The 23,195-nt window shown below is 44.5% G+C and carries 18 protein-coding genes; 15 read left to right on the top strand and 3 right to left on the bottom strand.

What is annotated here, in order from left to right:
• The 3 genes from L4D19_RS22785 to L4D19_RS22775 form a co-directional block, all read right to left on the bottom strand.
• Positions 1 to 285, bottom strand: a 285-nt coding sequence (locus tag L4D19_RS22785; RefSeq protein ID WP_428454388.1) for a hypothetical protein, incomplete at its 3' end; no start/stop codon positions are given.
• Complete coding sequence (locus L4D19_RS22780; RefSeq protein WP_428454387.1) at positions 272 to 2,317, bottom strand: hypothetical protein; 2,046 nt, start codon at positions 2,315 to 2,317, stop codon at positions 272 to 274. The genes L4D19_RS22780 and L4D19_RS22785, both read right to left, overlap by 14 nt.
• Positions 2,318 to 2,356: 39 nt before the next feature.
• The gene (locus L4D19_RS22775; protein ID WP_428454386.1) at positions 2,357 to 4,423 is read right to left on the bottom strand and encodes a serine/threonine-protein kinase; all 2,067 of its coding nucleotides are present in this window, start codon (positions 4,421 to 4,423) and stop codon (positions 2,357 to 2,359) included.
• Between the two features lie 327 nt (positions 4,424 to 4,750).
• On the opposite strand from L4D19_RS22775, the gene tagH reads away from it, so the two are divergent.
• From tagH to tssG, 15 genes are all read left to right on the top strand, one after another.
• The gene (gene tagH, locus L4D19_RS22770; RefSeq protein WP_428454385.1) at positions 4,751 to 6,064 is read left to right on the top strand and encodes a type VI secretion system-associated FHA domain protein TagH; all 1,314 of its coding nucleotides are present in this window, start codon (positions 4,751 to 4,753) and stop codon (positions 6,062 to 6,064) included.
• A gap of 5 nt (positions 6,065 to 6,069) precedes the next feature.
• Complete coding sequence (tssJ, locus tag L4D19_RS22765) at positions 6,070 to 6,534, top strand: type VI secretion system lipoprotein TssJ (protein WP_428454384.1); 465 nt, start codon at positions 6,070 to 6,072, stop codon at positions 6,532 to 6,534.
• A 33-nt stretch (positions 6,535 to 6,567) separates the two neighbouring features.
• On the top strand, positions 6,568 to 7,893 hold the full coding sequence (gene tssK / locus L4D19_RS22760; protein ID WP_428454383.1) for a type VI secretion system baseplate subunit TssK: 1,326 nt from the start codon (positions 6,568 to 6,570) through the stop codon (positions 7,891 to 7,893).
• Positions 7,894 to 7,917: 24 nt separating this feature from the next.
• Positions 7,918 to 9,225: a type VI secretion system protein TssL, long form gene (gene tssL / locus L4D19_RS22755; protein WP_428454382.1), complete on the top strand. Its 1,308-nt coding sequence runs from the start codon at positions 7,918 to 7,920 to the stop codon at positions 9,223 to 9,225.
• 17 nt (positions 9,226 to 9,242) lie between these two features.
• Entirely contained in the window at positions 9,243 to 12,794 is a 3,552-nt protein-coding gene (tssM, locus tag L4D19_RS22750; protein WP_428454381.1) for a type VI secretion system membrane subunit TssM, read from the top strand.
• The gene (gene tagF, locus L4D19_RS22745) at positions 12,776 to 13,468 is read left to right on the top strand and encodes a type VI secretion system-associated protein TagF (RefSeq protein ID WP_428454380.1); all 693 of its coding nucleotides are present in this window, start codon (positions 12,776 to 12,778) and stop codon (positions 13,466 to 13,468) included. Before tssM ends, tagF begins: the two co-directional genes overlap by 19 nt.
• On the top strand, positions 13,468 to 14,277 hold the full coding sequence (locus L4D19_RS22740; protein WP_428454379.1) for a PP2C family protein-serine/threonine phosphatase: 810 nt from the start codon (positions 13,468 to 13,470) through the stop codon (positions 14,275 to 14,277). Before tagF ends, L4D19_RS22740 begins: the two co-directional genes overlap by 1 nt.
• Before the next feature lie 43 nt (positions 14,278 to 14,320).
• Positions 14,321 to 15,415 carry a type VI secretion system protein TssA gene (gene tssA / locus L4D19_RS22735; RefSeq protein ID WP_428454378.1) on the top strand — a complete coding sequence of 365 codons (1,095 nt, stop codon included), beginning with the start codon at positions 14,321 to 14,323 and terminating at the stop codon, positions 15,413 to 15,415.
• 57 nt (positions 15,416 to 15,472) lie between these two features.
• Positions 15,473 to 15,985 carry a type VI secretion system contractile sheath small subunit gene (gene tssB, locus L4D19_RS22730; RefSeq protein ID WP_075767954.1) on the top strand — a complete coding sequence of 171 codons (513 nt, stop codon included), beginning with the start codon at positions 15,473 to 15,475 and terminating at the stop codon, positions 15,983 to 15,985.
• Positions 15,982 to 17,472, top strand: a complete 1,491-nt coding sequence (gene tssC / locus L4D19_RS22725) for a type VI secretion system contractile sheath large subunit (protein ID WP_428454377.1) — start codon at positions 15,982 to 15,984, stop codon at positions 17,470 to 17,472. Before tssB ends, tssC (L4D19_RS22725) begins: the two co-directional genes overlap by 4 nt.
• 63 nt (positions 17,473 to 17,535) lie before the next feature.
• A complete protein-coding gene (gene tssC / locus L4D19_RS22720; protein ID WP_428454376.1) occupies positions 17,536 to 19,071 on the top strand; it encodes a type VI secretion system contractile sheath large subunit in 1,536 nt (511 codons plus the stop codon).
• Positions 19,068 to 19,868 carry a type VI secretion system accessory protein TagJ gene (locus L4D19_RS22715; RefSeq protein WP_428454375.1) on the top strand — a complete coding sequence of 267 codons (801 nt, stop codon included), beginning with the start codon at positions 19,068 to 19,070 and terminating at the stop codon, positions 19,866 to 19,868. Before tssC (L4D19_RS22720) ends, L4D19_RS22715 begins: the two co-directional genes overlap by 4 nt.
• A 13-nt stretch (positions 19,869 to 19,881) precedes the next feature.
• The gene (gene tssE / locus L4D19_RS22710) at positions 19,882 to 20,355 is read left to right on the top strand and encodes a type VI secretion system baseplate subunit TssE (protein ID WP_428454374.1); all 474 of its coding nucleotides are present in this window, start codon (positions 19,882 to 19,884) and stop codon (positions 20,353 to 20,355) included.
• Positions 20,355 to 22,187, top strand: coding sequence for a type VI secretion system baseplate subunit TssF (gene tssF / locus L4D19_RS22705; protein ID WP_428454373.1), 1,833 nt, complete (start codon positions 20,355 to 20,357; stop codon positions 22,185 to 22,187). The genes tssE and tssF overlap by 1 nt, the downstream gene beginning before the upstream one ends.
• On the top strand, positions 22,184 to 23,170 hold the full coding sequence (gene tssG, locus L4D19_RS22700) for a type VI secretion system baseplate subunit TssG (RefSeq protein ID WP_428454372.1): 987 nt from the start codon (positions 22,184 to 22,186) through the stop codon (positions 23,168 to 23,170). The genes tssF and tssG overlap by 4 nt, the downstream gene beginning before the upstream one ends.
• The last annotated feature ends 25 nt before the right edge of the window (positions 23,171 to 23,195 follow it).

The following is a 23,195-nucleotide window of genomic DNA, read 5'->3' as shown; positions in this document are numbered from 1 at the left end:
ATCCATAGGCATTTCCATTTCCCAGTATACGCACTCACTATCTTTTGGGTTGCTGGCATGAAAATTAAGCGTGCCATCCATGTAGATATACCTGAGTGTTCCCAGCATTTCAGGTTTTACAGGCAGGGGAAGGTCATGGTTTTCTGCCCGCTCTTTGAGCCAGGTTAACTGGGCAATCATTCGCCCTTCAGGAGTATTGTCTGTTGAATCAAACCCTGCAAATTTATTGAGTAGCAAGTTGCAGTTGTCGATAATATCGATATGTTGTTCGCTAGTGGTTGGCATTTGTTTGGTTCCTTATTGATTTGATATATGAGGGCTTAACCGCAACTTGCTGGCCTCCGCCATCCATCAGCTTGGGGATGAGTTCGGTGGTGTAACCATTTTCTCCTTTGTATTGCAACAGTTCTGAAGCTTGGCCAATGGTTGATTTTACTACTGAGGTATCCTCGGTGATCTCTGCAATATCAATGGCATTAGCAGCATTAAAGCACGGCAGGGCGAGATAATTTTTAACGCCCTCTTTATCCCATTTGCCACCTCGATAAAATTTATTTTTGACATCCAGGAAGCCAGCTTCATCAGCCCAGTATGCCGATGTTGGGATTTCTTTGTTAAAGCCTTTGGTAGTAAAACCGTACAGTTTCTCCCCAGCTTGAATCCTATCTACTCGGAAGCTATCTTCACCAGAACTGAGAATTTCTTCAACCTTATTGCCCTTCCAACCTTGCGTCTCGAGAGCTTCTCGAGCTGCGCTGTCACTTAGAGATAGATTATCCATATCAACTTTTCGTTTAGTTTCAAACGATTTAGCAACCTCATCGAAATTTGGTGTCAGGCCATCACGGTTATGAAGACCAGCATGCGGTGCTTGACTGAAAGCTTTTTGCTCAAACCATTCTGCATCGAGTTTTAGCGGCTTAATTCCTGTCGGCACTTCAGCCCCATCAGGCCTCTTGATCTGATGTGTAATATGACCATTGGTTCTGCCACGTTTCTGTTTGAATTGTGCTTTTTGTTTGAGCTGTTTGGTGAGCTGTTTTAATAATGTGCCGAGTTGAGAGAACTTGCTGATATGGCGTGCTTTGCTGGGTACTGAGCCTGCTGCACCGATACCGCCAGTTGATGACGCTAATAAGGCCGTGAGAACTATTTCAAAGATTGCACTACCTGCAATGTAATTCCATTCAAGCTCGTGTTGAGCGGCCACATAATCTTTGGCAAAATCAATCAATGCATTTTGCGTGGCTGGATCACTGTTTACAAAACTCGCAACTTCATAGGCTTCTGCAAACATTTCTTTGTTGATGGCGGCCGGATCAAACCCGAGAGCGATCACAAGTTCCTTGTGATGCTGCTCAAGATAATTATCGGCAAAGGTTGTTACCCAGTTATCGGTGACAGTGTCATTAGTTTGCCAGGCGGCGATGTAGATGCGGGTGAGGTAAGCGAGCATACTATTTATTGAGTAGTTTGTAGCAATACTTTCAAGCATGCCTGCACCGGCATCAAAAACACCTCTTGCTCTTTGTTCTACACGTTTAAGCCATTTCTCTGCCGAGTTTAGCTTTTGATATTCGGTTTCGAGTGCCAAGGCTTCGGCATTTTGGGCTGCGATGATGGACTCAAGAAGGAAACCTATTTGGTTACGTGTTGTGACAATCTCTGCTTCTGTAATTGGTTTACCAAATATGACCTCGACATCACCAGCCTGTAAATTGTCGAAGTGTTGAGTTCCACTATTGTCCAGTTCCCCTTTATGAACGGTACCGCAAGATAGGGTTTTTACTGTGTATGGAATATTTACTGCAGGTTTACCATTTGGTAGTGAGCAGTATATATCTAACACCTCTAGTTTATCGTTATTTGTTAAGTCTTTACCGCCTTGCTTTAAATTGCGGGAGGGGGCGATAGGTTGTAATTGCTCAACCTTGCTGGAACTCGCCATTGGAACATCCGCATTGGTGGCATCTGGTGGGGAAGGTAAAAGGTTGTCAACACAAAATACCAAGAATTCCCCGTGAGCCATGCGATTACTGAGTTCATCGATGATTTCATCTTTGGACTTATGATGCTGAAGCGGGTTTGGACAAAGCTGGTGATATAAGCGATACAGATTGAACTGATATCCCCACGTACTACAGTGGGTGCGAAGAAGTCGGTCTGCCCAGTATTTATTCTTGTATTGGTCTTTCGCAAGGCCAGGATCACCATTAAGCGCGCGGTGGGGTGGGGCTATGACATAACAAAGCCCTACAGCATCGACCAGCAGCGTCTGGTTTAATTTAGCGTTGGCGAGAGATGTATTGAAATGCACAGTTACCTCTTACTTGACAGTACGGGCCGATAAATAGGGTTAATAAGCCGAGCGTGCCTTTTCTACTTCGGCAAAAAGGTTGTTAGCCTTTTTCATCACCATGTTTGCGGTTCGCCCTTTATTGGCTTTCAGGAGAGCTTCAGAAAAATTCAAGTACTCGGTTGCCATAGCGAGACGTATTTGTATGAGAGGGGAGAAATCATCTGGCAACTGTTCCGCAATCTTTCCGACATCATTGTTTAAGGCATCGAGCTGAGTCACATTTTTAATGTTGCCTAGTCTTGTATTCAATTCATCAAAGCTGTTTTGATAATAAAGTGCAGCGGCTTGGTATGGATACTCGGCAAGTGTCCCTTCGCTTAGACTCGATTGGTAATCTGTCATGATTTGAATGGATTCTTTTAATTTTCTTCCGGCAGCGAGTTGTGATTGCTGACTTGAGGTATTGGAGAATAGTAATTCGCCAACATGGATTAGCTGCCTAATCGATGCTAGATCAAGGTTCTTTTCTGCATCTTCAAAGGATTTAGAGAAAGTTTTGTTGGCCTTTTCTGTTGGTTTAAATTGATACTCGAAGGAAACCTGGTTCAGATCGGCAAGTAGCTGAGCAATATCATCATCACCATCTGGATGATACTGGCCTCTTTCCAGCAATGTATTTAGTCTTTGAACCAGGATCTTTACAGTTGATTGCCAACTTGCTGTTATTTCTTCCGAGATGCTATACAGGACGAGTGAATCGGGGTAGAGGTTCTGAGCATTGATAAGTTCTTTTTCGATAGCGTAGTAATCGGGATAACGCTCATGGCGGTTATTCAGAATGTTATTAATTCGCTGTTCGTACACAGAGATGATTTGCTGATGCTTTTGCCTAAGCAGCCCATCTATTAGTAGCGGCTTGTCTTTGGGTAGCGTCGGTAGTGCTGCGATAAATTGAGATGGTGTTAGCTGAGTGAGCTGGTGTTCCTCTTGCGAAGCTTGATTAGATAGCAGCAAGCGGGCGGAAAGCTGTTCAATGTGTTTGTCTTGTTGCTGATAACCATAGCCAAGGCTTAAAGCAACACAGAGCGTTGCTGTTACGATTGCAATTTTGGGAGCAAGACGGGTGTTTAATTGATCTTGAAGCTCTGAAAAGCTTGCTATCCGCTTACCCGCACTAAAATCTAGCCCTTGACGCAATGTTCGCCATTTAATGAAACTTAAGTGGTTGGGCTTTACTGCGGTCATTCCTGATTGCTGTGCTATATCTGCGGGCTTACGGTCAAAAGGGTGCTGGCTAGTTAGCAGTTCATAGGCAATGGTACTAAAGGCAAAAATATCATCTTTTGCCTCAGGCTCTTTTCCCTGCAATAGAGCTGGTGATGCATAGGTTGGGGTATACCCGCAGAGAGCATTGGTCTCATGCTGAGCTTCTGCAGAGTAATCGTCGGTATGTAAACTAAATGCCTTTGAGACACCAAAGTCAAAGAGCTTAATTGTGCCGTCGCGGGTAAGCATAATATTGCTAGGTTTTAAGTCGGCATGGATAACACCTTGGCTGTGTGCATACTTTAGGGCAGAAATGATCTGATTTAATAGTGTAATTGCACTTTTCAAGGGTAGGCCATTTGGCCGAGATCGCCGTATAACTTCTTCGAGTGTTTCACCATCGAGCCATTCCATGACGAGGTATGGGGCGAGCTTATCACCGCCAAAATCGAATACGCGAATAATGTTGGGGTGACTCAGTTGTTGGGTTTTTTGTGCTTCCCTGATTAAGATTTTCGCCGCCCCTGATTGGTTCAAGTATTCCTTTTGAAGGACTTTCAGTGCGACATAAGGTTCGGCATTTCCAGATGTTTCCCGTAGCAGGTCGGTTGCCTGGTATACATCGCACATACCGCCATGGCCAATCAGTCTTTCGATCCGATAGCGATCTTTAATGACTTTGCCTTCTAGCGATTGACTATTAGAAGGGGAGCTTGTTGGTCCAATGTCAGGAGTGGTTGTTTTTTGTGTTGATTTGTTAGAGATGCCAGTGAGCACTGGGGCCAAGTTATCTGCTTCACGTTTCTTAGATGAGGTGTCGTTTTCAGAAGAGATATTATCCCTGTCAATGTTTTCCATGATTGCTATTTCCTAACATAATCGCGCTACAGCTGCTGTATGTGTAATGAATAACAATGAACCTATTATCTACCTACTGGATAATAAGAGGAATGCGGTCAAGCACTGAGTTATTTATAGGCTATGTAACAACGAACATTTCATTTTTATGAAGTGTGTGGGATAAATGGATGTGGTTGATAAACCTTCGTTGATATTTATTAATCCTGTTCTTAGTATCGCGTCCAAGAAATGTCACTCTGAATGAGTGCTTTAATTACAATATTGTTTTTAATATGCTTTTATATTCAATATTGTCAGTTTACTTAAATGGCTAGTGATGCAGTTATGGAATTGACACTCTCAATAGTAAGTTATCATCGTTTTACGTCTGAGTTAGAAGCAAAGAAAACATTTGTTTTTAATAGAGAGTGTGAGAAATACATGATTGGTCGTTCTCAGTACTGTGACTGGTGCCTGCCTGATCCAGAGCGAGTGATTTCAGGAAAACATGCAAATATTGAAAGGAAAGGCGATAAACTCGTCATTGCTGACATTTCAACCAACGGAGTTTATATTAATCGATCAATTAAGCCATTGGGTAATGGGGAATATTCCGTTCTTTCTGATGGTGATTGTATTTCATTTGGCGACTATGAAATTGAAGTATCATTGGGTGGCTCAGGGGCAACTTTAACTACTGAAAATGTTTATAGTGAACAAGCTCCAGTGCTAGAAAATGAAAGCTTTGCGATACCTGCCAATTGCTTGACTAATACGGACCATGTTGAGGACAAATATACACAACCTTCAATAGCGAGAAGTACATTGTCCGTATTTACAAGTCAGGTGGAAGATAATTTCATGGTGCCTTCAAGCAGTAATATTTCGCCTGGTTTAGACCAACAAGAATTACCTATTCCTGAAGATTGGAGCTTGGATCTAACACAAGCGCCATTAGAGCAATTATTAGACGTGGAAGTTAGTCAAGGTGTTGAATTAAATAGTGAAAATCCCAGTGGTGAAGAAACATCAACTCAAGGGCAGTTCTTCAGCAAAGTTGATAATGAGCTCGATGATAAGCCTGGAAGCCTCAGTGCTTTTGTGCGAGGGTTAGGTATCAGCCCTAACATGCTCCCTGCAGATCAAGACGAGCAGTGGTGGTATGAGTTAGGTGTGTCAATGCAATGTTTAATGACTGGACTTATGGATTCGTTACATCAACGTGCAGCTTTTAAACAGACTAGTCGATTAAACCAGACACACTTTAAACGACAAGAAAACAATCCGTTGAAGTTTTCTGCCACTTTTGATGATGCTATTCATAACTTATTTAACAGGAGAAGTGCGAGTTTTTTACCGCCAGAGCAAGCCATTAAAGAAGCATTCTCGGATATAGGTAACCATGAAAAAGCATTGTTGGCAGGCGTGAAAGGTGCTGTTGAGGGAATTATTAAAACACTTTCACCTGAATCAATTGAAAGTGCTCGCACCGAGCACGATTTTTGGAATCGATTTAATCCTAACCGTACAAAAGTAAATAGATGGAACACATATGAATCTTTATATAGAAGGGTTGAGGAAGACTTAGAAACAAGTAGTGGAATATATTGTTGGGATGATTTTGTGAAAGCTTATGAATCAAGTTTAAGACAGGGATAATAGGAATGATTAGAGCTGGTTATCTTAAGGCTGTGTTTGTTGTAGTGTGTTCGCTGTTAATTAATGCCTGTACGGTTGCTAATTATGTTGTTCCTGCCTACACCACATTAAAATTTGAGGTGTCCCATGATGTTAACCCGGATTTAAATGGCCGGGCATCACCAGTAGTGGTGAAAGTTTTTGAAATTTCATCCAAAACCATATTTGAAACCCAAGATTTTTTTTCATTATATGATGAACCGGAAGGTTATCTTGGTCCTGACTTAATTATAAGTTCAGAATTTGAACTTGCGCCTAATTCAAAATATGAACATGAGTTGACGTTGGCCCCAGGCGTTCGTTACGCGGGGATCTTAGTTGCCTATCGTGATATTGAAAATGCCCGCTGGCGAGAGCTAATTGAAATTGATAAGAGTGACTACCGAACTGTCAATGTCAATGTCGGTGGTTTGGCGGTATTTGCAAACTAGCCATATAGAAGTGTGTGTTTAAGGAATAGCATCATGAGCGAATATAGCCGAGTTGCGTGGACTGAAGGGATGTTTTTACGTCCTCAGCATTTTCAACAGCAGGAAAGATTTCTGTTGAATGAGTTAAGTGAACAGGTTAATCAGGACTCGAGTTATTCATGGGGAGTATTCGACTACATTGTCGACGAAGCATTGCTTAACCATGGCAAACTCGGAATTGAAGCGATTTCTGCGCGCTTTCAGGATGGTAGTGTCGTAAATTGCCCTAAACGCGATCCTTTACCTGTTGCCCTTAAGCTTGATAAAAGCGTTAGAGAGAAAATAGTTTTTCTGGCGATACCCACCGAGCAGGTAGGTAGGGTGAATATCGCTGCTGCTGATAGCACCCAGGTGACACGATACCATTTCGAAGACCGTGAAGTTGCCGATTATGCCGTCGGTAGTGATGCTGTGGATGTATTACAGCTAGCAAAAGTGTCCCTTGAACTGAAGTTGTCTGGAGATAGCCTGTCGGGTTATCTCACCTTACCTGTTGCCCGGGTGATAGAAGTCACTGATGAAGGTAGGGTAGTCCTTGATGAGAAATATATTCCTCCCTGCCTGAGTGCACAGCGTAATAAAGTCATTAAGCGCTATTTGTCTGAACTGAGTGGAATGATTAAGCTTCGGGCTGACAGTGTTGCCAGTCGATTAAGCCAGGGACAAGGGACTGCTAGTTCAATAGCCGATTTTTTATTACTTCAGGTGCTCAATCGATACGAGCCGCTGCTAAGTCATTTTGAAGTTACTGATGGATTGCACCCAGAAACTCTTTGTCGATACTTGCTTGCAATGGCTGGTGAAATGGCAACTTTTTCAGGGGAGACAAAGCGCCCCCCCGAGCTGCCAGTGTATTTACACGATGATCTTACCAGGGTAATGGGTAACCTGATGATTGTATTAAATCAGTATATGAGTGCAGTGCTTGAACAAACGGCGTTGCAGTTACCGATAGAAGCGACAAAGTTCGGTATCCGCGTTGCAGCTGTCTCCGATAAAGGGTTGCTAGAAAGGGCTATATTCGTTTTAGCGGTTAAGGCTGATATTCCAAACGAGGAGTTACGTCGACGTTTTCCTGCTCAGGTTAAGATTGGACCTGTAGAGCACATACGAGATCTTGTTAATAACCAGTTGCCTGGTATCGCTACGACTGCTTTGCCTGTAGCGCCAAGGCAAATCCCCTATCACTCGGGGTATCACTATTTTCAGTTAGACAAAAGTAACGACTATTGGCATCGGTTGAGTGCCAGTGGCGGAATCGCCTTACACCTTTCTGGCAAATACCCGGAACTGGATATGCAGCTGTGGGCAATTAACTAATATGGGCAGGCAAGGGACTCGTTAATGTCAGAAGCAACTTTTATAAAGCCTCGTCCTGGTGTTCGCGGCAAGACCGCAGGCACCAAGAATGAAAAAAAGAAAGAGCAGCCGCATACTGCTGAGCAAACTGTTGTATTAACCAAAATAAAATCCGGGAATCAGTTTAGCGGATTGATGCCCCTCGGAAGAAACCCATTGATTGAAGAGGCCAGCTCGCTGTTTTCACTTGTTGGCCAGATACGAGCTACAGCCGATCATACTGATGTTGCCTTTTTTCAACAGTGTTGCAATGGCTTGGTACAAGACTATGAAAACCGTTTACGTCGATTGTCGATTGCCAGCGAGACAGCTGATGCAGCACGTTATTGTATTTGTTCGTTCATTGATGAGACGGTGCTAAATACTGTTTGGGGTGGGCATTCAAATTGGTCCACAGAGAGTTTGCTGTCCACATTTCACGCCGAAACGTTTGGTGGGGAGTATTTTTATACCCTTCTTGATAATGCGTTGAATGAACCGACAGCTAATTTGCAGCTGCTTGAATTTCAGTACTTATGCCTTTCACTAGGCTTTGTTGGCAAAATGCGAGTCGAAGAACGTGGAATGGAAAGGCTCGAAATCTATCGAGACAGAGTTTATCAAGTGATTTCCAGCGAGAAGGGTGATGATGAAGTACCGCTTTGTCCTAGCTGGAGCGAGTCTGTGGTTCATACCACAAAGCCTAAAACAGACTGTCCTCTTTGGGTATGGGTATCCGTGTTAGGTGCTATCACCCTGGCAATATATATGGCGTTTAGTTATTCCATCAATGCTAAATCTGATCTCGCATTTGCAGCCATTAACAATTTGGCCAGATGGGAACCTAAAGAGTCAGTATCACCAACGAAGACTGCGCCCGATTCTCTGTATTTGCAACAGCTATTACAAAGCGAAGTAGAAAGGGGCGCATTGGAGCTTGTTGAGCTACCCGACCGTGTCCGAATTATCCTGAACTCTAACGAGCTGTTTTTATCCGGTAGTGCCGAAGTTCGGGAGGCCCTGATCCCGTTACTTTCCAAAGTGGCCAGAGCTTTGGAGTCAACTCACGGGCGTATATTGATTACCGGGCATACAGATGATCAACCTATTTTTACATCTCGATACCCTTCTAATTGGCATTTGTCACTGGCAAGAGCAACAGCAGTCGCCAACTCAATGGCACTAGGGACAGACTTACATGGCCGCTTATGGCCTGAAGGATTAGGAGACTCAAACCCGAGAAAGACGAACGATAGCCCCGAGAACAGAGCAAGCAATCGGCGTGTTGAAATTGATTTACTGCATTTACAATAAAGGGTTGGACTAAATTGATGTTCAAAAATGGATTATTGAGACGAGTAAAGGATGTGTTCTGCTCTAAATGGGCGGTTTCCTTATTGGGATTATTAGCCCTCTCTTTATTAATTTGGTTTGGTGGCCCCCTGGTTGCCATTGCTGGTGCTGAACCTCTATCCGGCCCAGTATCAAGGTTGGTTGTATTGTTGGTGCTTGCCTTGTTGTGGGGCGCTATAAACATCAGTTCTCAGAAAAAGAGTCAAAAGAACAATGATCATGCCGTGAAAACCTTATTAGACGGCGAAGAGGAAAACAATACTGATCTTGCATCGAAGAAGGAGATAGACACTCTACGCTCTCGCATTGTTCAGGCGCTTGAAGTACTAAATAGTTCGTCACTTGTTCGAGGTAAAAGTGTCTATCAGCTGCCCTGGTATATCCTTATTGGCCCTCCGGGAACGGGTAAAACGACAGCACTAAATAACTCTGGCCTGGAGTTTCCTCTAAAGGATCAACTAGGCAACGATCCGCTGGCCGGTATTGGCGGAACACGACATTGTGATTGGTGGTTTACCAATAAGGCCGTATTGATAGATACAGCCGGTCGCTATACAACACAGGATAGTAACAGCGAACAGGATTCAAAAGCTTGGCTTGGTTTTCTTGGCCTTCTCAAAAAATACAGGACCCGCCGCCCTATAAACGGAGCGATAGTAACAGTCAGCCTAGCTAGCTTGCTGACGCAAACCAAAACAGAGCGAAATCTTCATGCTCGTGCAATAAAACACAGAATTCAGGAGTTACAAAACCAGCTTGGTATGCACTTTCCGGTCTACGTCATTTTAACTAAGGCTGATTTAGTCGCCGGTTTTAGTGAATATTTTGCGGATTTAAACCAAGAACAGCGAGAACAAGTATGGGGGATGACATTTCCGGTTAAAGCCGAGGATCCTGAGCGCGGTGTCGTCGCACTGTTCAACCGTGAGTTTCACCATATGCTCCGGTGCCTGGTAGAACGGATGAACAACCGAATGCAAAATGTGCGCGGGATTGAACAGCGTACGTTGGTGTATGAGTTTCCCAAACAGCTTCGTTCTCTACAGGCTGCTGCTGATGACTTCCTCAAAGAGGTATTCACCCCCAATAGTTTTGAAGAAGCGCCAATGCTGCGCGGGGTCTTTATTGCCAGTGCAACTCAGGAAGGTCTCCCGATTGATCGGGTTATGGCAGAAAACTCCGGTGGAATGGGGTTAAGCCAGGTACCGTTGAAGCAGCCTGGCTCAGATACAAAGGGTTACTTTATTAAACGGCTGTTTGAGGAAGTGATCTTTCCTGAGCAGTATCTGGGTACCAATAACCGAAGTCACCAAAAGCAGAATCGATGGTTAAGGCGCAGTGTGTTGGCGTGTTGTTTAATCTTGATGTCAGCAGCCAGTGCGGTTTGGTTTAACAGCTACCGATGGAATAAATCTTTGATCACTCAAGCTACAGTTGCCGTTGATGAATATCAGCAGTTTGTTTCCCCTGGGTTGAGTGAAGAGACTGATGTGGTAACGCTGGCACATGCTTTGGATAAGCTTAAAGATATTCCTGCCGGTCATAGTGAAATAATGCTTGGTTCTGAAGAGGTTCATCGTAGTGGACTTTATCAGGGAGAGAAGATTGGGCAGCCGGCAAAAGCTGCCTATGAGCGTGCATTGCAAGGGTACTTTGCCCCTTATCTGGCTGAGTCTCTAACAAAAGAGATGGCAGAAAATGTTAGCTATTTAGAGTACCTCTACGAAACACTGAAAACGTATTTGATGATGTTTGACGCAGAACATTACGAAGAAACACAAGTTACCAGTTGGTTCTCTGTGTATTTTGACCGAAGTTTTCCTGGAGAGGTCAATATTTTGCTTCGTCAATCACTAATGGAGCATACTCGAAACCTGTTAAAAATGGGTGTTACCCGTCTCGCTACCGATGCCAATGCAATACAGACGGCAAGAAGTGTCTTAACTCAGATGCCGTTGTCAGAAAGAGCCTATCAGCGGCTGAAGATTGAGTATCTTGATAGTCACATACCTGAGTTTAGATTAACCGATGTACTGGGGGCCGATAGTCACAGTATTTTTGAACGACAAAGCGGTAAGGCATTGTCTGAAGGTATTCCTGGTTTATATACGTACAGTGGCTTCCATCGTATTTTCCAACTGGAGAATAAAAGAATAGTCAATAACCTTATGGAGGACAGCTGGGTATATGGCGATGAGCTATTACTCGGCGAATCGGCACAGAAACAGGTGACCCAGTCTGTTAACGATAAATATTATCGGGACTATGTCTACCATTGGACCCAGTTACTTGGTGATTTGAAGCTCAAACCTTACCGCAATGCCAGAGACGGCCTTGCTCAGGCGGCAATTTTAGCGGGTTCGGAGCAGCCGTTAGAAAGCCTGATCATTGGTGTGCAGAAGCAACTGCGTTTAACGGCAATACCTGTTAGCGACAATGCCAAAGCTGTCGGTGAAGTTACCGCTAATGCAGCCAGCGTGGCACTTGAACATAAGAAATCAAGAATTTCTCGTTACTTACCCAACGAAATGCCGGAGGTTAACATTGACTTGCCGGGCAAGGTAATAGAGGACAAGTTCACATCATTGTTGGCTATCAGTGAAAGTGAACTCAGCGCTTTAAATGACTCCTTGGTGATGCTGCATAATGTTTTGGCCGAGTTAAAAGCAACAGGAAATAGAGGCGGTGCGGTCTATAAAAGCGTGTTGAGTGGCAATGAACAGGGTGGGTTGAATAGTGCGCTAAACCAAATTCAAGATTTTCTGCCACAACCATTCGAACAATGGGTTAATCAGCTCGAGATCCAAACCATGAAGCTGGCAAAGCAGGGTTCGAGAACTCACCTGAATACCATTTGGAAAGATACTGTTTTACGCGAATACACTGCGGCGATTGAGAGCAAATATCCGTTTAGCAGCCGGGCGCGAAAAGACGTTAGACTGAAAGATTTTGGCCAATTTTTTGGGTACGGCGGTACGATGGACCGTTTCTTTACCGCTCATCTTGAGCCTTATGTTGATACGTCAAAACACAGTTGGCGGTTTACTAAAAATATTGGTGTCAGCAAAGCGTCATTGAATGCCTTTGAGCGAGCAAGGCGGATTAGGAATGTCTTTTTTGAGCCTGGAAGTCAGGTGCCTAAGGTCGAGTTCGGTATTAAATCAGTTTATTTAGACCAGCATATCAGCAACTTTAAATTTGAGCTTGGTGGACAGTCGATGATGTATCGTCACGGGCCAACGCGAGTGGTGCCGTTTACTTGGCCCTGGAGAGGGGAATCATCAAAGGTACGATTGGTATTTACACCACCCCAGTCTGGCTACTCGATTACCAAGAGCTATGCGGGAAGTTGGGGGCTCTTCAGGATGCTGGATGAGGCTGCAAGACACAGAAGCAAAACGCGAAAAGATCATCTTGTGAAAATTGAAGTCAAAGGAAGCCGAGCGGAGCTTCAATTATTTCCCAATAGTGTGGCGCATCCATTTTGGTCTAAAGATATAGAGAGGTTCTCTTGTCCGACAACATTATAGAGCCGGCTTTTGGATATTTTGGAAAGATCCCTGACCGGGGGGACTTTATCCAGGCTCACCTCTCTCCTGAATTTGTAAAACCGTGGAATGACTGGCTTCAGGCAACACTGGCAGTCAGTCGCGAGCAATTGGGAGAGCAATGGCTTGATTACTATTTAACGAGCCCTATATGGCACTTCGTATTATCGCCAGGGGTTTGTGGAGATAGTTGTGTGGCTGGAACGCTAATGCCAAGTATTGATCAGGTGGGACGCCACTTTTATTTTACTTTGGCATCGGCGGTTGATTGCCCAGCAGTACGTTGCTGGCTTGGTAAAGAGTGGAGCCTGATGACTGAAGAGCACGTATTGAAGTTATTGGACGAGCCTACTGAACTTGATGTGTGGATTTCAGAATTAGATTCAGCCGCGATGTTTCAGCAAGCAAGTCTATATCAGCAAACTACTCAGATTGAGACAGATAACAGTGACTATATGGTGTTACAGGATGGCTTGGAATATCACTCGGAATTTGTGCTGCACCGGGAGTTAAGGCAAAGATTTGAGCGATATTGCATATGGTGGACGTCGGGCTCAGAGCAAATAGCAGAATGCACGCTGGTGACAAAGGGAATGCCGTTAGTCAGCCAGTTTTCAGCCATGTTAGATGGTAACTGGGAGAAATGGGGATGGTAATGAAATCCAAAGATACTCACTGGCGTTTCGTCTCGTTTGCACAGACTCATGCAGGCAAGGTACGGCCGTATAACGAAGATGCATATCTGGACTGTACTCTGGAAGGTGTATGGCTTGTCGCTGATGGCATGGGAGGTCATAAGGCCGGTGATGTTGCCAGCAAGATGTTGGTTGATACAGTTCAGCAGCATGTCAAAGCACTGCCTCAGGCATCTCTTGGAATTGATAACCTGAGAAAAGCGCTGGAAGAGGCAAACAGTCGAATCTTTGAGTATTCGCAACGCTACCTCGAAGGGGAGACAATAGGGTCCACGGTTGTTTTACTGCTTGTCAGAGACGGGCTATACCACTGCTTATGGGTAGGTGATAGCCGAATGTACTTGCTACGTCAGCAGCAACTGGTGCAAAAAACACGAGATCATAGCCAGGTTATGGATATGGTTGAGCAAGGATTGATTTGTGCTGAAGAAGCAGAAAACCATCCGATGGCAAATGTGATAACTCGGGCAGTTGGTGTTGACGCTAATGTTGTCATTGATCAGATATCCGGGGAGCTGGCATGGGGTGATCAATTTTTGCTGTGTACTGATGGCCTGACAAAAGAATTGCCGGATGCGCATATGTTGCATTGCATGCAATCCAGTGTGGTAACAGATTCGGGCTTGGCCTTGATGCATTCGGCGTTAGTGAAGGGCGCATCAGATAATGTGACCTGTATATTGATTCGAGCGACAAGCAGTGGTCTGGATAATCATGACGGAATAGGAAGTGATGATACTGTCCCCTTATTTAACTATTCCAGACAGTAAATATTTATAGTGAAGTACTTAAATAAATAACCGTAGGTTAATCATGGAATATCCCATTATTGATTTTGAGGCGTTGAAAACGCCGATATCAGATGAAATGCCCACTGGAAAAGATCCTCGTAGTGATACTTCTCCTTATTCTGCATATTATTCATTGAAAGATGTTCGAAATAATGCTCGTTCATCTGAAAGAAATGCATTGGTTGATAATGAACCTTTATTAAACTTCTCTCATCTTTGGAAAGATATTTTAGAGCAGGTTCCAAGTTTATTGGTATCAGAATGTAAGGATCTGGAATTTACAGCTTGGTATATTGAAGCTTTGGCAAGAAATTATGGGTTTCGTGGTTTATCAGCTGGATTTAGAGCTGCAACAATATTAATTGAAGCGTTTTGGCAAGAACTGTATCCGCTACCCGATGAAGATGGTGATGAAACGAGGATAGCTCCCTTGATGGGGCTTAATGGCATCGATGGCGAAGGAACGTTATTGATGCCGATATCGTGTATTCCCTTAACGGAGGGTTACGGTGATCAGGCGTATTCGCTCTGGGAGTACGAACAAGCACTTGAAATAGAGCGTCTCGATGAGGACAAGAAGAATCAACGTATTAACGCTGGCGGCGTTGCGCTTAAAGATGTTCAGGATGCGGTTAATGCATCTGAGGCCTCTTTTTATCATCAGTTATATAACGATATCCAGGTGTCGCTTGAGAGCTATCGTGCACTAGTTGATACGATGGATCGTGCATGCGGTTTTCCAATACCTACGTCCCATATATCCAAGCGTTTACAGGCTTGTCTTGATGCTGTGAGCTATCTGGCTGAAGACAAGTTGAATGAGCAGCAGGATGAAGAGGTTGAGTTGTCAGTTGTTGATACCGGTGAGCAAGAAAAAAAATCAGCGCCTGCTTTTCATTGTCAATTGAAATCTCGTCACGAGGCAATAAGTAACCTAAAGCAAATTGCCGATTTTTTTAAGAAAACAGAACCTCATTCCCCAATGGCTTATGCCATTGAACAAGTAGTACGTTGGAGTGATATGGCGCTGCCAGACTTATTGGAAGAACTGATCACCGATGGCGAGGCAAGAAAAGGATATTTCCGGCTGGCAGGAATAGCAGAAAAAAAAGAGTAAGGCTTCATACGGCTAATTATGAAGTGTAAAGAATGAAAAATTAATAGGGAGTCAAGAATGGAAAGTATCCACGGGAAATTATCACGGGTACGTAAGCCTAGGGTACATATTACTTATGATGTCGAAACTGAAGGTACGAGCGTAAAAAAAGAGCTCGCTTTCGTTGTCGGTGTGATGGGTGACTTTGCAGGGCAAAATATTGATGCACTAAAGCCAATAAAAGAGCGTCGGTTTATTCAGATTGATAGGGAAAACTTTGATGATGTATTAAACCGGATGAACCCTAAGCTTAAATTTAAAGTCGATAATAAGCTGACTGACGATAACACTGAAATGAGTGTTTCGCTGGCTTTTTCATCAATGGCTGATTTCGAACCCGCTGCCGTGGTAAATCAGGTAGAGCCATTGCGCAAATTGATGGAAACACGTAATAAACTTCGAGACCTCATGACTAAAGTCGATCGTTCTGAAGATCTTGAAAACATCCTGGAGAAGGTACTGAACAATACCGGTGACTTGCAGACATTGTCTGATGAATTAAACCAAGGAACAAAGGAGCCTGCAGAATGAATACTCAAACCTCTAACGTTCTTGATGCCGCCGTTGAGGAAAAAACGACGTCCTTGTTGGAGCAGGCTATATCGGCAACGAAGCAAACTGAAAGTAGTCGCGCAGAAGAGTTGCTGCGCACATTAACCGAAGAAGCGCTAAAGGGGACGGTTACCTGGAACAAAAACCTGACAGTTACCTTCAGAGAGGCAATAGCCGCCCTGGATGATGCTATTTCCATTCAGCTTGCTGAAATTATGCACCACGAGCAATTCCAGAAGCTTGAGGGTAGCTGGCGCGGAATGAATCACTTGGTGATGAGCTCGGAAACGAGTCAGACTCTCAAAATCCGTATGTTGAACATGAGTAAAAAAGAGCTGCATAAGGATCTAAGCAAAGCGGTCGAGTTCGATCAGAGCCAAGTCTTTAAGAAAGTGTATGAGGCCGAGTTTGGTACTCCCGGCGGAGAGCCGTATGGTGCGTTGATTGGCGATTATGAGTTTACCAACCATCCGGAAGATATTGAAACCCTAAGTCTGATGTCGAATGTGGCTGCTGCCGGTTTCTCGCCGTTTTTATCAGCAGCTTCACCGGCTTTGTTTGGTTTTGATGAGTGGACGGAGCTAACGAAGCCGCGTGATTTAGCGAAAGTATTTGAGTCGTTGGAATACACAAAATGGCGTTCATTCAGAGAAAGTGCCGATTCTCGTTTCGTTACACTAACAATGCCGAGGGTGCTGGCTCGCCTGCCATATGGTGAAGCGACGACACCGACTGAAGCATTCCGTTATGAAGAATTCGCCATTGATCCTGATTCCGGACTGGCAACAAACGCAAATCATGATGATTACTGTTGGATGAATTCGTCATATGTACTTGGTTCAAAGCTGACAGATGCATTTTCAAAGTACGGTTTCTGTACAGCCATTCGCGGTGCTGAAGGGGGGGGGCGGGTAGACAATCTCGCCTCTCATACCTTTATCAGTGATGACGGCGATCCTGATCTGAAATGTCCGACAGAAGTGGGAATCACAGACCGCCGCGAAGCTGAGCTTGGTAAGCTGGGTTTCCTACCTATTTGTCACTACAAAAATACTGATTATGCCGTGTTCTTTGGAGCACAAACATGCCAAAAGCCGGAAGTATTCAATAACCCTGATGCAACAGCCAATGCCGCTATTTCTTCACGCTTGCCCTATATGATGGCGACCTCGCGTTTTGCTCATTATCTCAAGGTGATGGCTAGGGACAAGATTGGCAGCTATATGGAAGCTGATGACGTCGAGGCTTGGTTAAATCGCTGGATCCTGTCTTATGTCAATGCCTCTGAAGGAGGCGGCCAGGAAATCAGAGCTAAGTACCCGCTGGCTGATGCCAAGGTTCAGGTGAAAGAAATTCCAGGCCAGCCAGGTGCATATAATGCGATTGCCTGGTTACGACCTTGGTTACAAATGGAAGAGCTAACAACCTCGCTAAGGTTGGTGGCGAAAATTCCGGAGATTGGGTGATAGCTGGATTGTGCAAGTCGATAATCAAATCGACTTGCCATCATTAAGGGTAAGGAGTTGAACATGAATTCAGCACTTCGCTTTATCGAGTCGAAGCAATTAACAGCTACCGCTGATAGTAAAGGGCGGCAAGATTCTGTTTGGTTTGCAGAAAGCGATGTTGTTGATCAGTTCCTGGAAAACTCTGATGACTATTGGTCTTTACGAATTTGGCTTGAAAAAGACAGTGGCTATTGGCCGTCTACAGACCGGGACAGTATGCGTCTGGTGTTACTTCGTTCGATTGAAGCGATTGATAGACGGATAAATGAACAACTGAATGCTATTTTGCATCACGATGCTTTCCAAAAATTAGAAGCTAGCTGGCGTGGTTTGTCGTACCTAACTGATCAGCAGTCTGAGTTAGATAGAGACTTAACATGCAAAGTTAAAGTTATTAACCTTAGTTGGAAAGAGCTGAGCAGAGATATTAACCGAGCGATAGAGTTTGATCAAAGCGAGTTGTTTCGTCTGATTTATAGCAATGAGTTCAACATGCCAGGTGGAGAACCTTTTGGTCTATTGGTTGGCGATTATCAGGTATCACATAAACCTAGGCCTGGAGTGCCGACTAATGATATCGACACATTAAAAGGTATTAGTCAAACAGCCGCCGCCGCTTTTGCTCCTTTTATTACCTCAACGGATCCTTCATTAATTGGGGTCGATCATTTTGCCGAACTGGCTTCTGTTAGCAACATACAGTCTCAGTTTACTCAGAGAGAGTACCAAAGCTGGCGCAGTTTGAGAGACTCTGAGGATGCGCGGTTCTTGGGACTGACCATTCCCCATATCTTAATGCGGGAGCCCTATCAACAAGATGGTTCGAGGAAAGAAGAGTTTTATTTCAAAGAGACTATTCGGAATGCACAGGCGGATCACTTGTGGGGAAACGCGTCTTTTGCTTTTGCTGCCGTGACGTTAAAAGCGTTTACAGAATCAGGCTGGTTTAGTCAAATTCGTGGATTGCAGCCTGGAATGTATAACCGAGGGCTTGTATTTAACTTACCCGTCAGTGATTTTCAGGCAACACGCCGGGTCAAACGTAATAAGCCATCGGTAGACTTACAAGTCGGAGATCGGCTGGAAAAACAGCTTTCAGATAGTGGCTTTATGCCTGTTTCTCCGGTTCCTCATACCGCTCATTTGGTTTTTTTCAGTAATGCGTCGGTTAATTTACCCCAACACTATGACTCGCCGGGCGTGCAGGTCAACGCCCGATTATCATCAATGTTGCAATACACCCTCTGTGCGTCACGTTTTGCCCATTACATAAAGGTAATGGCACGTGACAAGCTTGGCTCGTACGAGACGGCACCAAGTATTGAACACGAATTTCAGCACTGGTTATTTAACTATACGACAGCATCAGATGAGGCATCAGATGAAGTGCGTTCACGTTTCCCGTTAAATGAAGCCCGTATACAAGTTAAAGAAAAATCAGGTCAGCCCGGTCATTACTACTCGATTATTCACCTCCGGCCGCATTTTCAGCTCGATCAGATGGTTTCGAGCATCCGTTTGATAACCGAATTATCACCAAGGCAGAATCAGTTATGAATCAGTTAAATGAATTAATCCAGCAAGCAAAGTTATCCGAAGCTATTGACTTCCTGGCTGGTGAACTACAGCAAAAGCCACAGGATTTGGATCTGCGAAGCAGTTTTATTGAACTGCTATGTATAGATGGCCAATTGGAAAGGGCAGACAAACAACTGAATGTAATAATCAAGCAGCATCCTCAGTGTCTCGCTGGTGCTACAAATATCAGGCAATTGGTTAGGGCTGCACAGTCTCGTATTGACTTTTCCCAAGGTGCTGCCACAGCTTCGTTGGTGAAAGAGGCCGACGAAGCTTTTGCTTCCTTGTTAAAAATGCGGTTGGCAAGAAAAGAAAATGATATGTCTTTACTTGTTGAAAGTGCCGAGAAGTTAGAGGAAGCACGTCAGGATTCCGTCGTAACTGTTGGTGGGCAGCAACGGGAGAGGCTGCGTGATCTGGATGATAGTTTAGCTGGATTCCTCGAGCTGTTTGGGACCAATGGTGAATATTACCTGGTCCCCGTCGATGCTGTTATCCGGATGGAAATGCAGCCTGTTTCTTCACTTATTGAGCTGGTTTGGCGAAGAGTGAATATTGAGATAGAAGGTGGTCTGGTAGGAGAAGCCTTTGTTCCTATGACTTATCTCGACAGTGAAAACGAGGCCCAGAAGCTAGGAAGGGAAACAGATTGGGAAGCTGTTGGCGGGACTGAGCTATGTGTTGGCTTGGGACTGAAAATGTTTTTGTTTGGAGAGGAGGCCTTGACAATGTCCCAAATGACTTCACTTGAAAAACATGCAACGACAATGGTGTAAGTGTTCTTTCGTAATGAAACTGAATCAACAGGTATTGCCGTCATTATTGGACCGTTTATTAGACGATGCTCCAGAGCAACAAGAAGAGCGTGCTCGCCAGTTTACTCTGCGGGACTTGCGACAAAGCGTTCGTCATGATCTGGAGAACCTTCTAAATGCCAAGGTGCATTGGCACGTATGGCCCAAGTGGTATAGCGAGTTGGATCGCTCCTTATTCGCTTACGGCTTACCTGATTTCTCGGCGATGCCATTAAGTAGTTTGGATGGAAGGCAGAGACTATGCCGCATTATAGAAGAAACAATCAGGAACTTTGAGCCTAGATTTGCCGATGTCACAGTGACTGTTGTTGGAGATGAGCAACCGGTAGATCGAATATTAAGATTACGAATTCATGCTTTTTTCCACGCAAGTCCCGAACCCGAAGAGGTGACATTCGACTCTGAGGTTGAACCGGTTTGCCTGGGTATTCGAATAAAAGAGTCATAATGATGAGTGATGAGATATTAAAGTACTACAATAGAGAGCTCGCATATATTCGTCACATGGGAGCTGAGTTTGCTAAACGTTATCCCAAGGTGGCTGGTCGAATAAAGCTGAGTGACGAACATGTAGAAGATCCGCATGTCTCTAGGTTAATCGAAAGTTTTGCTCTGCTTACGGCTCAGATTCGACAAAACTTGGATGATAGTTTTCCGCAGTTGACTGAGGCTCTGATTGGGCAGTTGTTTCCTGATTACCATGCGACGATTCCGTCGATGGCTATCATAAAGATGACTACGCAGAACATCACCGATAACGGTTTTCTTCTTGCCAAGGGCAGCGCTGTTGAAAGCCGGGTAAGCGGTTATAAAACATGCCATTTTTCGACATGTTACGATACTCAGCTATGGCCTGTTGAGGTGAGTTTTGCCAGTTTTGAAAATGCACCGTTTAAAGCGCCCAACCCCAACTTTACGAAACAAGCGAAATCGGTCCTCAAGCTAACCTTGAGTGGTGAGTTCGATAATATCGAACTAAAAGTTCTGGGCATCGAAAAGTTACGTTTCTACCTAAATGGGCAAGCTCAGCTGAGCTATTTACTGTATCAACTAATTTTTAAATCTGCCGTTGGTATCTCGATTACTCCCAGAGGACAGCAGATAGCGACACAATACCTTCAGCCGCGGCATATTGCGCAAGTAGGTTTTGATGATAATCATGAAGTCGTGTCTTATCAGAAACATAGCTTTAGTGGCTATCGGTTGTTGGTTGAACATTTTTTGTTTCCGGAAAAGTTTGCTTTTTTTGAACTGGTTGATCTAGACCCTGATTGGTTCGGTGACAGTCACGAAATTGATTTGTACATCTATTTTGACGAGACAGCGGATGTACTACCCAAGCAGTTAACGGCAGATAACGTACTGCTAGGGTGTACACCAATTATTAATCTATTCGAGCAGGAACTGGAACCGGTTGCTTTAAAACCTGGCTATGAAGAATATCCATTAATACCTCGTTATGATGATGCTGATATATGCGAGGTCATTCAGTTAATGAAGGTTGAGGCGTTTGATCAGCATAATAATAGTGTGCCCGTTTCGTCTTTTTATTGTGGCGGAAATAACAACTATCTGGCTGAAAATGAATTATTTTGGACGATTCGGCGAGAGCAATCCGATTGGGCTGGTGGGCATGCTGAGCCGGGGTGCGATACTTATCTGGCTGTTGTTGAACCTAACGCAGCTCATTTTAACGTCGATGAATATGAGCATTGGCTGGTTACTGTGAAAGCGTTGTGCAGTAACAGGAACCTTCCCGTACGATTGCCCTATGGTGGCGGGCAGCCTGCAATGAGTGTGGTTCAACGAACAGATTCGTTGAAGGAGGTTCGCTGCTTGACGGCACCGACGTCGCCGGTACGCCCGAAACTTCATGAAAGTACTCGTTGGCAGTTGGCTAAGCACCTGACGCTTAATCAGTTTTCGGGAGAGGCTGGTTTGGTAACGCTGAAAGAAACCTTGAAACTGTATGACTTTGAACAATCACCGCAGAGCAAGGCGCTTGTCGAGGCGATCACCGCAATGGAAGTATCGTCAGCCAATGCAAGAGTCGTTCAGAATGGCCGGGTTGGTTTCTGCCATGGTTCAGATATCGAAATTGAATTTGAAAGTAGTGATTTGTCGGGCACGAACTTGTTTTTCTTCGGTTGTGTTCTGAGTCAATTTTTCTCACAGTTTACCGCCATAAATAGTTTTACACGTTTGGCAATTCGCATTCGCGGACAATCTCGAATTCTTCATTGCTGGCCGGCAAGAGCTGGGGGCAAAGAGTTGCTATGAAGCTAAAGAGGATAATTAACCAGTTAGATAAAGATGATTTTTACCAGTCTGTTTATACCTTGCAACGAGTTATGCAAGGGGGATCTATTCGTGATGAATTGGGAACAGATACCTTGCCCAGAAATGAGCAGATACGGTTTTCCGTTTCACAACAGCTGGGTTTTCCTGGTTCAGCTATAGAGAAAATCAACGAAAACACATCCGACGATGGTCGAACGCGAATTGATGTCAGTGTCAACAGTATGGGGCTTACGGGGCCAAGTGGCGTTCTTCCGCGCCATTATACCGAGTTACTCATCCAGCGATCGCGTCTCAAAGATGTCGCTATCCGTGATTTTTTTGATTTGTTCAATCATCGTCTCATAGCGTTGAACTATCGCGCCTGGGAAAAATACCAATTTCCGGCTCAGTATGAGCGTTCATTGTCAGGTAACTCGACACCTTCAGATGATGTGCTTCGAGCATTATCAGGCGCTACGCAGGATGCAGAAGTATCACTCGGTGGATTGTTTGCACAGCCGATCAGAAAAACCAAGAGCCTCCAGCAAATTTTGATGTTCCTAAGTGGGTGTAAGGTCATGGTTCATGAATTTGTTGGGCGATGGCTCTTTCTGGAGCATACAGAGCAAACTCGCCTTGCTTCACGTATCGAGCCGGAGGGGCAGCATGCGCAGCTGGGAGTGAGTTCGATCGTGGGTAAGCGGGTGTGGGATCTTTGTTCAGCCATAGAAATTGAGATTCAACCGAGTGAGCAGGCGAAAGCGATGGAATTGATGACCGAAGGCAGTTTGTTGTCGGTGTTAAAAAATGTCACTCGTCAGTACGTCCCAGCATCTATTCACGTCAGATGGAAGATTACGACAACGTATCGCAATTTGCCGGTGGCCTGCCTGGGGAGTCATGGTCCAGGGCTAGGGCTCGGTGGGGCGCTGATGGTAAGAATTGATTCAATGGACAAAGCATTAACCATTCCTGTTGGTTAGGTAGATATTTTATATAAAAGGAAAG

Origin of the sequence: Photobacterium kasasachensis (assembly GCF_050336885.1) — a bacterium.
Classification (GTDB): Bacteria; Pseudomonadota; Gammaproteobacteria; order Enterobacterales; family Vibrionaceae; genus Photobacterium; species Photobacterium kasasachensis.
Note: the sequence above shows the minus strand (reverse complement) of the source record. Positions and strands in the feature narration are given on the sequence as shown.